A 12,451-nucleotide genomic window follows, 5' to 3' on the forward strand; every position below is an offset into this window, starting at 1 on the left:
ATGTAACAAACCTTAAATTTGTTTAACCACCAAAAAAGTAACCATGCAAAAAAGTATATTTCTCTTTTTGATATTCTGTTATTCCTTCGGAAATGCTCAAAATGCTTCTAATAACAATTCGATAATTCCTGCTCCAAATTTTTATAAAGCAACAGGAGATAGTATTTTTTTAAACGGACAAATAAAAGTTGTTTTTGAAAAGAACAAGTTTAGTGCGAAAGAAGTAAAAACAGCACAGATTTTTGAAGCAGCAATTAACAAAAACGTATCTTCAAAAAAGAGCAATATTGAAGTTTTGTTTGTTACTCAAAATCCGTCTTCATCCTTAAAAAAAGAGGCTTATAAAATCAATATTTCGGCAAAAAAGATCACCGTTACCGGAAGTGAAGAAGGATTATTTTATGCTGTTCAGAGTTTATTACAGCTTTTTCCAAACCAATTCAAAAATCAGGAAATAAAATTGCCTTGCGTAACCATCCAAGACGAGCCCAGATACGACTACCGCGGGCTTCACCTTGATGTTTGCCGTCATTTTTTCCCGGTTGATGTTATAAAAGATTTTATTGCACAAATGTCCCGTTATAAGTTAAATAACTTTCATTGGCACTTAACAGACGATCAGGGCTGGAGAATCGAGATCAAAAAGTATCCAAAATTAACCGAAGTCGGATCGAAAAGAGCTCAGACTTTAGTGGGGAATAAATTTGAGAGATCACCCTATTTTTTTGACGGAAATCCGTATGGAGGATTTTATACACAGGAAGAAATTAAGGAAGTTGTAAAGTTTGCCGAAGAACATTATGTAAACATTATTCCTGAAATAGAAATGCCCGGTCATGCAACTGCGGCGGTTACTGCTTATCCAAATTTATCGTGTTTTCCAAACAGAAATTATAAAGTTGTTGAATATTGGGGCGTTTTTGAAGATATCTTTTGTGCCGGAAAAGAAGAAACTTTTACTTTTCTGGAAGATATTTTAACAGAAGTTATGGCTTTGTTCCCTAGTAAATACATTCATATTGGCGGAGACGAATGTCCGAAAACAAGATGGAAAGAATGCCCGAATTGCCAAAAACGAATCAAAGATCTCGGTTTGAAAAACGAACATGAATTACAAAGTTATCTCACCACCAGAATCGAAAAATTCCTAAATGCAAACGGAAGACAAATTCTGGGCTGGGACGAAATGCTCGAAGGCGGGCTCGCACCAAATGCCGCTGTAATGTCCTGGCGCGGAGAAGCGGGAGGAATTGCCGCTGCAAGACAAAAACACAACGTAATTATGAATCCGGAACAAGTTGTATATCTGGATTATAATCAGGGATATTCGCCAAATGAACCTTTAACGATTGGAAGATTAACGACAGTTGAGAAAATTTATAATTACAATCCAACTCCGGTGGATAGTTTAACTGTTAAGGAGCAAAAATATATTATGGGCGTTCAGTCTAATCTTTGGTCGGAATATTTGACAAGTCCGGCTAAATTGAATTATATGCTTTATCCAAGAATATTTGCTTTAGCAGAAATTGCCTGGACAGAACCTCAAAACAAAAATTACAACAATTTTATTTTAGACAGAATTCCGCATCATTTAGAAAAACTAGACACGCAAAAAAGATTATATAAAGTTCCATCGCCTTTTGGCGCGAATGAAACAGCATTAATCGCATCAAAATATGTTTTGGATTTAAAACCAACTATCAAAAATGGACAAATTTTCTACACCATTGACGGTTATAATCCAGATGAAACCGCAGAACTTTATACAAAACCCGTAACGATAAATATTCCGAAAGGAGAATATAGAATTATAAAAATTATTCAGATTAATTCTGACGGAAGAAGAAGTTCCATCAATAAAATAGTAGTTCAAAATCCGGATATAAAATCGGCTTTAACCATAAAACCAATCAAGAAAGGTTTAAAGTTTGATTATTTTACAGGAACATTATTTCAGCAAACACAGGATTTAGAGTTGGCAAAACCTGTTAACTCAGGCATTTTTGAAGGCGCAATAAGCAGTGAAAAATGGAAATCGAAAACAGAGCGTTATATCGGCTTAAAATTCGACGGATATATCTATATTCCGGAAACGGCCAATTATACGATTTCAACGCTTTCAGATGACGGATCGAAGCTTTTTATCGACAATGAATTAGTTGTTAATAATGATGGTATTCATTGGCTCAATGAAGCGTATGGCGCTGTAAAACTTGAAAAGGGTTTTCATAAAATCAACATCAGCTATTTTGATCAGATTGGCGGAACAACTTTAAGCTGTTTTATTCAAGAGGAAGGAAAAGAAAAACAGGAAATTAGTGCTTCGCAATTATATTATGAATAAAAAAAAGACGCATTTGCTGTAGCTAATGCGTCTTTTATTATGCAAATCTATTTAGATATTGCTTTGCTGATATTTTTAAAATCGTCATCTTTTAAATTATATGCAAAACCGGCACCGTAAAAATAGTAAACCGGATTTCCCGTTTTAGCATTTACAACATCTAAATATTTGTTACCATTCATACTTACATAGCGTAAATAGAATATATCTTCGTTGTTAAGAATCTTCTTTTCCAAATCTTCATCTCTAATAAACTGATACTTGTATTTGTAATCTTCTACTAGTTTTTTAAGATCCTTTTCGTCTCTAAGTTTTTCAGTTCCTTTCCATGGATTATATTCCATCATATAAGCTTCCGGAATATAAAGTGTGTTTTCTTTTAGATTCTTAACTTCCGGAGTTGTAAAATCATCATAAAGTCCTGAATGCTCACCTTTACTGATAATTTGGTTTATCTTCTGAAAGTAATTTTTCAGCATTCCCAAATTAGTATTTGTAAAACTTTGCTCCGTATACATCCTATCGTAAAGAATGCCAATTTTCTCATCTGATCTGGCCCCTGCCATCGCATCTACTAAAAATTTATTATTAACGCTAAGCGGAAATCTTGCTATATAAGTTAAATGTTCATTGAAAAGCATGCTCAATTTTCTATTGTATTTTTTATCATCTGATTTCAGTTTAGCAAATCCTTTATCGAATTTTTCTTTATCCAAAATTCGTATTGCAAAATTGGTATGAATGTAAACGGTACCTTTTCCGCTTATAGTAATATCTCCAATAAATTTAGCGATTGAATATTTGCCATCTCCATAATCAGCAATATTAAAATCTTTAAAGTCAACAATTTTATAAGGAGTAACTGTCCAAACTTCTTTCAAAATTTTTTCGTAGTCTTCTTTTTTGTTTACTTGTGGCAAAACAAAAACCGTAGTTGTCGCTTTAAATTTTTCAAGTTCGCCTTTTTCAAATGGTTCATTCGCTCCTCTGTAAGATGCCGTTACGGCAATTTGTGAATAATTTTTAATGCTCAGGATTAGCATTGTAATAAGTAAAATTCTTTTCATTTAATTTGTTTTTGTCTTGATTTCGGGACTAAAGATAATATTATTAAAGTTGAAATAACTGCATAAAAAAACGCATCAGCCGTGGCTGATGCGTTTTTTATTATTTAAAACTATTTCTTAAAATTATCCTTTTAAGCTTGCAGATAAATATTCACGGTTCATACGCGCGATATTTTCAAGAGAAATTCCTTTCGGACATTCTACTTCGCAAGCTCCGGTGTTGGTACAGTTACCAAAACCTTCATGATCCATTTGATGTACCATGTTTAATACACGATCAACAGCTTCAATTTTACCTTGTGGCAATAAAGCATATTGAGATACTTTTGCAGCAACGAACAACATTGCCGATGAGTTTTTACAAGTTGCAACACAAGCTCCACAACCAATACAAGCAGCTGCATCAAATGATTTATCTGCATCGTGTTTGTTAATCGGAATTGTATTGGCATCGATTGTATTTCCTGAAGTATTTACCGAGATAAATCCGCCAGCGTGCTGAATTCTGTCAAAAGAACTTCTGTCAACAACTAAATCTTTAATTACCGGGAAAGCTTTTGCTCTAAATGGCTCGATAAAAATCGTGTCACCATCTTTAAACATACGCATGTGTAACTGACAAGTTGTTACTCCTCTGTCTGGCCCGTGTGCTTCTCCATTGATGAATAAGGAACACATTCCGCAAATTCCTTCACGACAATCGTGGTCAAATGCTACTGGCTCTTCTCCTTTGTTGATTAATTGCTCGTTAAGAACATCAAGCATTTCAAGGAAAGACATATCTGGTTCGATTCCGTCGATTGGATATTCAACGATTCCCCCTTTATCCTGGGCGTTTTTCTGACGCCATATTTTTAATGTAAGTTTCATTTTCTATAAGTTTTAAGTATTAAGAAATAAGTATTAAGACTTTTTCAGAATACTATTTATAACTACGCTGTACTAATTTAATGTTTTCGTAAACCAGAGGTTCTTTGTGTAATACAGCATCGCTTGGTTTTCCTTTGTATTCCCAGGCTGCAACGTATGCAAAGTTTTCGTCATCACGAAGTGCTTCTCCTTCTTCTGTTTGGTATTCTTCACGGAAGTGACCTCCACAAGATTCATTACGGTGTAATGCATCTTTCGCGAACAATTCTCCTAACTCTAAGAAATCGGCAACACGTGTCGCTTTCTCTAATTCCTGATTAAATTCGTTAGCGCTTCCAGGAACTTTTACATCTTTATAAAACTCTTCACGTAAAGCGGCAATTTCTTCGATAGCTTCAGTTAAACCTTTAGCATTACGAGCCATACCAACTTTATCCCACATGATTTTTCCTAATTTCTTATGGAAATAATCTACAGAATGAGTTCCTTTATTATTGATAAATCTATCAATTTGATCTTTTACTTCTTTTTCTGCTGCTACGAATTCCGGTAAATCTGTAGAAATTGGCCCCATTTTAATATCCGGAGCTAAATAATCTCCAATAGTATAAGGTAACACAAAATATCCATCAGCTAAACCTTGCATCAAAGCAGAAGCTCCAAGTCTGTTTGCTCCGTGATCAGAGAAGTTAGATTCTCCAATTGAGAAACATCCAGGAATTGTAGTCATTAAGTTATAATCAACCCAAGTTCCACCCATTGTGTAGTGAACCGCAGGGTAAATCATCATTGGTGTTGTATAAGGATCTTCGTCAACGATTTTATAATACATTTGGAATAAGTTTCCGTATTTACTTTTCACGATTTCAGCTCCTAATTTTGTTACCAAAGCAGCATCATTAGCATCTAAACCTTTTACGAAAGCTTCTTCAGTTCCGTAACGTTTAATTGCCGCAGCAAAGTCCAAGTAAACTGCTTCTCCCGTTTTGTTAACTCCAAAACCAGCATCACATCTTTCTTTAGCAGCACGAGATGCAACGTCACGAGGCACTAAGTTACCAAAAGCAGGATATCTTCTTTCTAAAAAATAATCTCTTTCAGCTTCAGACAAATCTGTTGCTTTTTTCTTTCCTTCACGGATAGCTTTTGCATCTTCTAGTTTTGCAGGAACCCAAATACGACCGTCATTACGTAACGATTCAGACATCAAAGTCAGTTTTGACTGGTGATCTCCAGAAACCGGAATACAAGTTGGGTGAATTTGTGTGTAACAAGGATTTGCGAAAAATGCTCCTTTTTTATGAATTTTCCAAGCTGCTGTTGCGTTACTTCCCATAGCATTTGTTGACAAGAAAAATACGTTTCCGTATCCTCCAGAACCAACTACTACTGCGTGAGCAGAATGTCTTTCTATTTCTCCTGTAATTAAGTTACGAGCGATAATACCTCTCGCTTTTCCGTTTACGATTACTATGTCCAGCATTTCGTGACGGTTGTACATTTTTATTTTTCCACGACCAATCTGACGGTTCATTGCAGAATAAGCTCCTAGCAATAACTGTTGTCCCGTTTGTCCTTGTGCATAAAAAGTACGGGAAACCAAAGTTCCTCCGAAAGAACGGTTGTCTAAAAGTCCGCCATATTCACGAGCCAATGGAACTCCTTGAGCCACACACTGGTCAATAATATTGGCAGAAACTTCAGCCAAACGGTGAACGTTTGCTTCACGCGCACGGTAGTCACCCCCTTTTACAGTATCGTAGAACAATCTGTAAACAGAGTCACCATCACCTTTATAATTTTTTGCTGCATTGATTCCCCCTTGTGCTGCAATAGAGTGTGCACGACGAGGCGAATCCTGAAAGCAGAAAGCTTTTACGTTATATCCCTGCTCAGCCAAAGTAGCCGCAGCCGAACCTCCAGCCAAACCTGTACCAACAATGATAATATCTAAATTACGCTTGTTAGCAGGGTTTACTAAATTAATATGATCTTTATAATCTGTCCATTTGTCCGATATTGGGCCGTGTGGAATTTTTGAATCTAATGCCATTATAATTTATATTAATTATTGAAATGATGAAATAATGCGATAATTACGAAAGCAGCCGGTACAACAACAGCGAACCAGTAACCTACTTTACTTAAAAATCTTGAATATTTGTTGTGCATTCCCATTGATTGAAGAGAAGATGCAAATCCATGCCAAAGGTGAAAACCTAATAACACAAAAGAAATACAATACAATCCTGTGCGAATTGGATCGTGAAATTTATGAACTAACTCTCCATAATATCTTGTAGCATCAGGTGCCGTTCCGTTTACATATTTATAAGCAACTTCAGGAAACCAAAAATCATAAAAGTGCAATCCTAAGAAAGCTAAAATAACCAATCCGGAAATAATCATATTTCTAGAACTCCATGAAGCATTTGCAGCTCCGTTGTAATTTGCGTAAGCAATTGGTCTAGCAGCTCTATTTTGAGCAGTAAGTACAAATCCCATAACAAAATGGAAAATTACTCCGAATGCCAAAACAGGTTGCATTACATATTGAATTAGCGGATTGTAACCCATAAAGTGAGAAGCTTCGTTAAAAACATCTTCACTAAGAATAGAAATGAAATTTAAGGTAACATGCAGCGCTAAAAACGTGATTAAGAATATTCCCGAAAGAGCCATAGCCACTTTCTTTAAGATGGAAGCATTCAATAGTGCAGATTGTGCCATAAGTGTTTAAGTAGTTTGTTTTAAAAAATTAGACAAAAATAAGTCAATTAACAAAGAACTACAACCATTTCGTTGTTATTTATAATGATTTTAAAATAGACTACGTAATACGTATTTTTACGTATTAAAAATACTTAATATCAAATAATTTTATTATAAAAAACTAAAAACGCATACTTTACAGAAATTATTTAACAGTAATACCCACTATCTGACTCTCACAAAACTTTATCAAATTATTATTTTAATCAAACATTTAATTTATTTTCTTCAAAAGTGTTCGCTCATCGCAATTTTATAGCCGAAAAAAATGGTCATTCCATTGCATAATTTTACCTTTATCAGCTTCAAAAAAAATCAGAATGAAAACAGGAATAGACGCTATATCATTTGATGTAGCCAACATACATTTACCTATAAAAACTTTGGCTGTTGCCAGAAATATTGAACCGGAAAAACTAGAAAAAGGTCTCGGATTAATTAAAATGACTTTACCGGACGTTCATCAGGATGCGGTTGTTTATGGAGCAAATGCTTTAACTAAACTTATTCTTGAGCATGAAATAAACTTAAACGAGATTAGCCGGATTTATGTTGGAACCGAAAGCGCCATCGATAGCTCAAAACCAATCAGTTCTTATTTAATTAATTTAATGGAACAAAAATTTGGCGAAGATTCTCTTGCCGAATGTGATGTTGTCGATTTTACTTTTGCCTGTATTGGCGGTGTTGACGCTTTGCAAAACTGCGTTGATTTTGTAAAACTGAATCCAACAAAAAAAGCTATTGTGGTTACAACTGATTTTGCAAAATACGATTTAAACTCTACGGGTGAATATACACAAGGCGCTGGAGCATTGGCAATGTTAGTAACTTCGAACCCAAGAATTATTGCTTTTGATGAAAATTGGGCAACAAGCACAAAAGGAGTTTTTGACTTTTTTAAACCTTACAGAACTATATCCAAAGGCGCCATTACAAAAAACGAAAACAACGATCCGTGGTTTGAGAATTTAGAAGCTGAAATTGAAGTTCACAAAGACCAGCCTGTTTTTGACGGTCAATATTCAAATCAATGTTATATGGACCGTACGCGAAATGCTTACTTCTCCTTTAAAAAATTAAAAAACACAACCGAAACCTTATACAATACCTGGAATAGCATTATCATGCACTTGCCATATTCTTTTCAGGGACGCAGAATGTTGTCTGAAATTTACGCTTTAGACAGTGCCGATAAAATCATTGCAGAAAATATTGAGCCGGCAGATTATCAGAATAAAATTAAAGAAGTGGGAAAATCGGATGAATACAAAAAATTTGTAACCGAGAAATTACAACCTGCAGAATTGGCTTCTTCTTTAATAGGAAACCTTTATACAGGATCTATTTTCATGGGATTATTATCTACTTTGGCCCATTATTATGATACTAAAAAAGAAGTTTCAGGAACTAAATTCGGATTTCTGGCTTACGGAAGCGGATCGAAATCAAAAGTTTTTGAAGGAACAATTCAACCAAATTGGCAATCGGCTTTAGCCAAAACCAAACTTTTTGAAAATCTGGAAGAAAGCGTCGAAATTGGTTTTGAAACTTATGAAAGTCTGCATAAAAAAGAACAAAAACAAAGTATTCGAACTCCTAAAAACGAATGGGTTTTGGATCGAATAGAAAAAGAAATCCCTAATTTGATTGGGGCGAGATATTATAAATGGATTGATTAAGAAATTCCATTTTTTCTAAATTCCAAATTCCAATTAATTAAATACGCAGAACCTTTGTCAAAGTTTGAAGCTTTGACAAAGGTTTTTTATTTATGTGCGTTGTGAGAGATATTAAATTTCTTCACTCCGTCTTTCCTTATTTTTTAAAATAAACTATAATTTAAAGGGTTTCCACTTTTCTTTTTTTGTTTTTCTTTCTGCGCCAATACCTTTTGGCATTTCGTATAAATCATTAATAGACTGATCAATTTCTGTAGCATTTTTTAATGATATTATTTTTGCATTTTCCTCGGTATGATCTTCTTGTCCACATAGAAATTGCCAATCTCCTTCAACATCATGGCTTGCATATAAAATATCCCGTTCGTGATTAAAAACATGATTACATACAAAACAGGAAGTGTTTTCAGGTTCTATAAAATCAAATCTATTATTTGGGGTTTTGTTCTGTCCGAAAATATTCAAAAAAGCCATAATCAGTAAGATTGAAAAGTAATATTTCACATTCATAGTCATTAAATTTATAAAAATCAACGTATTACAAATTTACCAAAATTACTTTATCAAATTACTTCCTCGCCAATTACTTTAAAACACAATCTTAACCTTTGTCAAAGTTCCAAACTTTGGCAAAGGCTTTTTTTGTAAGTATTTATTTAAAAATATTTTGTAGTTTTATCAAAGTAGTATCCGAAAAACTTATAGAGTAGGAAAATCCAAAAAACAAACCATTATGAAAAATTTCCAAAAATTAACAAAAGAAGAACTAAAATCAATTAACGCTGGTACCAGCACAACTTGCATACCATGGCAGCTCTGTAACGGTCAGGAAGCTACTTTTTATACCATCAACTCATGCGGCTGGTACTTATACAAAACAGCAACAGGCAGCATCTGTATGGAATATGGAGCATCGTAAAACTTACCTGTCCTTATTAATTCATATTTGAAAAACTTATAAGTAAAAACCAAAAAACAAACTATTTATGAAAAATTTAGAAAAATTATCATCACAAAAATTATCAAAAGAAGAATTAAAATCAATTAATGCCGGAACTCCAACCTGCGTACCATATCCAATATGTGCCGGTGACGAAGTCTCTTATTACGGAAGAAACATATGCGGTTGGTATTTATTCAGAACAGCAACAAATAGTATCTGTATGGAATACGCTCTATAATAAAAACAATAATCAATTATTAAAACTGCTATTAACAATAGCAGTTTTTTTATGTTTAAACTTTTTATCGCTGAAAAGTTTAAACATAAATCGTAAACTTATTATGCGATAAAGTAAAACAAAGATTTTCATAAATTAACACGTTCTCAACTCTTCTGCGATTTGTGGTGACTTCGATACTTTTCAAATTATTTGCCTCCGAAAACTGCATTATCTTTTCTATTAATTGTCTTCCAATTCCTTTTCCACGATGGTTTTTCTCAATAAAAAATTCCTGAATTTCTCCTACTAATCGGCAATGATGCAAAAGGTTTTGCGTGTGGAAAGTGATAAAACTTAAAACTTCATTTTCATTTTCGGCTATTAAATACAAATTGTTCGGATTTGAAATATTTTCATTGAATATTTCTTTGAATACTTTGAAATCTAATTCTTCATTTTCGAGTTCGCATATTGATTTGTAGATAAAATCTAAGTCTTTGTTTTCTACCTTTCTTATTTGAAGATTTGAAGTCATATATTTATCTTGAAATTAGGTAACAATCTACCTTTGTGAAAGTCTTTAACTTTGATAAAGGTTAGTCATCAAATTCATCCTCATTAAAATTCAGTTCCATTATCGGCAAATATCGATCTTTCATGGAAGTTTCGATTTGCCCGACTTTTATAAAACCGAATTTAATATAAAAATCTTCAGCATTTGGTTCTGAGTTTAAAATTACTTTTTGAGCGTCGCTATTTTTCATTCGAACAAGAAAATCATTCATTACTATTTTTCCGAATCCTTTGCCAATAAAATCAGGCAAAACAAATAAATTATCCAGTTTTATAGTGTTTTCACTTTCGTGGAAGAATGAATAATAACCAATAATTTTATTATCAACAATTAAATTGTAAACAGATTTAGTTTCGACATATTCTTTTGAAACTGTTAAGAATTGAGACCAGATTTCGATTTGCTCTTCAGAATATCCCCAATGTGCTTTTGACTTTTTGGTTATTTCTGTGAGGATTTTGTGATCGTGGGGATTTGCTTTTTTTATGATCATTTTATCATTAAATATGAATTTATATTTTGATAACAATATACAAATTACCCTAATCGAAAATTCATTTTCATTGTTAACTTCAAGATAAAAAAAGCCGAAACATACAGTTTCGGCTTTTCTACAATTTCAGGATTTACTTTTATTCTTTACCTTCTAATTCTATATTAAAATGCCAAGGATGTTTATACAAAACTTTTAGATCTTCAATATTTGTATTTCTACTAATTCTCGATTCACCATCGTAACCAGTATTAAAACAAAATCCAGATCCATCTTTCGTATTACCTGTACTACTAGAACTAATACCCAACTTTTCTCCATCTACTAGATACCAATAAAAAATATAAGTTTTATTGGCTTGTAAAAAAAGATTTAGTTTTTGTAAATCAAATGGAATAAAACCTCCGCTAAACTGACCAGAAACAGATGTAGTAGTTGTTGCTAAAATCTTAAGATTCACATCTCTGATAATCAATTTAAGCTCAACCGGCTTATTATACTCTTGACGATCTTCATCATATGAAAAACCTTCAAAAAGATGGATATTAAAAGAAGAGGGAACTAGGTCTTTATCTACAATAATTACCTGTCCTGTTGCTACATTCCTATCATATGGCAAAAGATCAGGAGCAGTAATTCTATTGTCACCTCCAAACCATTTCCATGCGTTTGTTTCTGTACATGATCTAAATTTACTAACATTCATATATTCAAACTTTACCTGATACACTTTTTCTAATCCAGATTCAGACTTTACAGTAAAACTTACAGGAGATGAATAATCTTTAATTGTTTTTGGATCAGGTGTAATTGAAGCATATTTTGAAATTTTCAAATCAACAGTTAAATTCTCCAAATCAACAAATTCCGGCAATCTTTTACTGATTATTCCGGTTTTCTCATCAATTGTAGCGTTTGTCAAAAAATTTGATGCGTTGATATTAAACTCTAAAAGAGAATTACCAGCGCCTGGTTCTCTGTTTATTTCAATTTTATAAACTTTTTGATCTCCATTTGCTGCAGTAACGGTCAAAGAAAACGGACCTGTTATCGATTTAATTGTCGCTGGATCAGGACTAATTGTCGCTCCTTCAGCTAGAACAACAGTCAAACTTATATCGTTTAATTCAAAATCAGTATCAACTTTACCACTTATAGAAGTTTCGGTAATGTCAAATTGTTTAGAAAGCTGCCCTTTCGTTACGGTAAATGATATTATCTTATTATCAGCACTCAATACTTCATCTGAAGCGCATGACACCATTAAGAAAATAATAAATAAAAAAGTTGTAAATCGAAGTAATTTTGTTTTCATTAATTGTTTTGTTTTGGATTATTACATAAATCTTTGTTTGAAATCATATTAATTATACATTTTAATCCTATCGAAGCAGGTATTTTTTTTTGAGAAATGTAAATTGGAATATAATTTAAAACAAACGCAAATATGGTCATTTAGAAATTAGTTCCTTTACGGGAAGCC

The 12,451-nt window shown here is 33.2% G+C and carries 12 protein-coding genes; 4 read left to right on the forward strand and 8 right to left on the reverse strand.

Features of this window, described 5'->3' with window-relative positions:
* Window positions 1-43: 43 nt before the first annotated feature.
* Window positions 44-2,347: a family 20 glycosylhydrolase gene (locus SD960_RS14415; protein ID WP_318804214.1), complete on the forward strand. Its 2,304-nt coding sequence runs from the start codon at window positions 44-46 to the stop codon at window positions 2,345-2,347.
* Between the two features lie 47 nt (window positions 2,348-2,394).
* Here the strand turns inward: SD960_RS14415 and SD960_RS14420 are convergent, their stop codons facing one another.
* From SD960_RS14420 to SD960_RS14435, 4 genes are all read right to left on the reverse strand, one after another.
* Window positions 2,395-3,414 (reverse strand): hypothetical protein, encoded by a 1,020-nt coding sequence (locus tag SD960_RS14420; protein WP_318804215.1) that lies wholly within the window; start codon window positions 3,412-3,414, stop codon window positions 2,395-2,397.
* Window positions 3,415-3,537: 123 nt separating this feature from the next.
* Entirely contained in the window at window positions 3,538-4,284 is a 747-nt protein-coding gene (locus tag SD960_RS14425) for a succinate dehydrogenase/fumarate reductase iron-sulfur subunit (RefSeq protein WP_042565543.1), read from the reverse strand.
* Window positions 4,285-4,336: 52 nt separating this feature from the next.
* A complete protein-coding gene (locus SD960_RS14430) occupies window positions 4,337-6,337 on the reverse strand; it encodes a fumarate reductase/succinate dehydrogenase flavoprotein subunit (RefSeq protein WP_318804217.1) in 2,001 nt (666 codons plus the stop codon).
* Between the two features lie 11 nt (window positions 6,338-6,348).
* Window positions 6,349-7,014, reverse strand: a complete 666-nt coding sequence (locus tag SD960_RS14435) for a succinate dehydrogenase cytochrome b subunit (RefSeq protein WP_318804219.1) — start codon at window positions 7,012-7,014, stop codon at window positions 6,349-6,351.
* A gap of 362 nt (window positions 7,015-7,376) precedes the next feature.
* Here SD960_RS14435 and SD960_RS14440 point away from each other — a divergent pair, with 362 nt between their 5' ends.
* A complete protein-coding gene (locus SD960_RS14440; protein ID WP_318804221.1) occupies window positions 7,377-8,738 on the forward strand; it encodes a hydroxymethylglutaryl-CoA synthase family protein in 1,362 nt (453 codons plus the stop codon).
* 153 nt (window positions 8,739-8,891) lie between these two features.
* On the opposite strand, the gene SD960_RS14445 is transcribed toward SD960_RS14440, so the two are convergent.
* Window positions 8,892-9,248, reverse strand: coding sequence for a hypothetical protein (locus tag SD960_RS14445; RefSeq protein WP_318804223.1), 357 nt, complete (start codon window positions 9,246-9,248; stop codon window positions 8,892-8,894).
* A 223-nt stretch (window positions 9,249-9,471) separates the two neighbouring features.
* Between SD960_RS14445 and SD960_RS14450 the strand changes: the two genes are divergently transcribed.
* Window positions 9,472-9,657 (forward strand): bacteriocin-like protein, encoded by a 186-nt coding sequence (locus tag SD960_RS14450; RefSeq protein WP_318804224.1) that lies wholly within the window; start codon window positions 9,472-9,474, stop codon window positions 9,655-9,657.
* A gap of 67 nt (window positions 9,658-9,724) precedes the next feature.
* Complete coding sequence (locus SD960_RS14455; protein ID WP_318804226.1) at window positions 9,725-9,919, forward strand: hypothetical protein; 195 nt, start codon at window positions 9,725-9,727, stop codon at window positions 9,917-9,919.
* A gap of 79 nt (window positions 9,920-9,998) precedes the next feature.
* Here the strand turns inward: SD960_RS14455 and SD960_RS14460 are convergent, their stop codons facing one another.
* The 3 genes from SD960_RS14460 to SD960_RS14470 form a co-directional block, all read right to left on the reverse strand.
* On the reverse strand, window positions 9,999-10,436 hold the full coding sequence (locus SD960_RS14460; RefSeq protein ID WP_318804227.1) for a GNAT family N-acetyltransferase: 438 nt from the start codon (window positions 10,434-10,436) through the stop codon (window positions 9,999-10,001).
* Window positions 10,437-10,497: 61 nt separating this feature from the next.
* The gene (locus SD960_RS14465; RefSeq protein WP_318804228.1) at window positions 10,498-10,968 is read right to left on the reverse strand and encodes a GNAT family N-acetyltransferase; all 471 of its coding nucleotides are present in this window, start codon (window positions 10,966-10,968) and stop codon (window positions 10,498-10,500) included.
* Between the two features lie 139 nt (window positions 10,969-11,107).
* Window positions 11,108-12,283, reverse strand: a complete 1,176-nt coding sequence (locus SD960_RS14470; RefSeq protein WP_318804229.1) for a DUF5018 domain-containing protein — start codon at window positions 12,281-12,283, stop codon at window positions 11,108-11,110.
* Between the last annotated feature and the right edge of the window lie 168 nt (window positions 12,284-12,451).

This window comes from Flavobacterium sp. MMLR14_040, from assembly GCF_033657265.1.
Taxonomy (GTDB): Bacteria; Bacteroidota; Bacteroidia; order Flavobacteriales; family Flavobacteriaceae; genus Flavobacterium.

Bases quoted from the DNA above. Each gene is read 5' to 3' on its own strand.
- SD960_RS14415 (WP_318804214.1), top strand. From the start codon at position 44: ATGCAAAAAAGTATATTTCTCTTTTTGATATTCTGTTATTCCTTCGGA.
- SD960_RS14420 (WP_318804215.1), bottom strand. From the start codon at position 3,414: ATGAAAAGAATTTTACTTATTACAATGCTAATCCTGAGCATTAAAAAT.
- SD960_RS14425 (WP_042565543.1), bottom strand. From the start codon at position 4,284: ATGAAACTTACATTAAAAATATGGCGTCAGAAAAACGCCCAGGATAAA.
- SD960_RS14430 (WP_318804217.1), bottom strand. From the start codon at position 6,337: ATGGCATTAGATTCAAAAATTCCACACGGCCCAATATCGGACAAATGG.
- SD960_RS14435 (WP_318804219.1), bottom strand. From the start codon at position 7,014: ATGGCACAATCTGCACTATTGAATGCTTCCATCTTAAAGAAAGTGGCT.
- SD960_RS14440 (WP_318804221.1), top strand. From the start codon at position 7,377: ATGAAAACAGGAATAGACGCTATATCATTTGATGTAGCCAACATACAT.
- SD960_RS14445 (WP_318804223.1), bottom strand. From the start codon at position 9,248: ATGAATGTGAAATATTACTTTTCAATCTTACTGATTATGGCTTTTTTG.
- SD960_RS14450 (WP_318804224.1), top strand. From the start codon at position 9,472: ATGAAAAATTTCCAAAAATTAACAAAAGAAGAACTAAAATCAATTAAC.
- SD960_RS14455 (WP_318804226.1), top strand. From the start codon at position 9,725: ATGAAAAATTTAGAAAAATTATCATCACAAAAATTATCAAAAGAAGAA.
- SD960_RS14460 (WP_318804227.1), bottom strand. From the start codon at position 10,436: ATGACTTCAAATCTTCAAATAAGAAAGGTAGAAAACAAAGACTTAGAT.
- SD960_RS14465 (WP_318804228.1), bottom strand. From the start codon at position 10,968: ATGATCATAAAAAAAGCAAATCCCCACGATCACAAAATCCTCACAGAA.
- SD960_RS14470 (WP_318804229.1), bottom strand. From the start codon at position 12,283: ATGAAAACAAAATTACTTCGATTTACAACTTTTTTATTTATTATTTTC.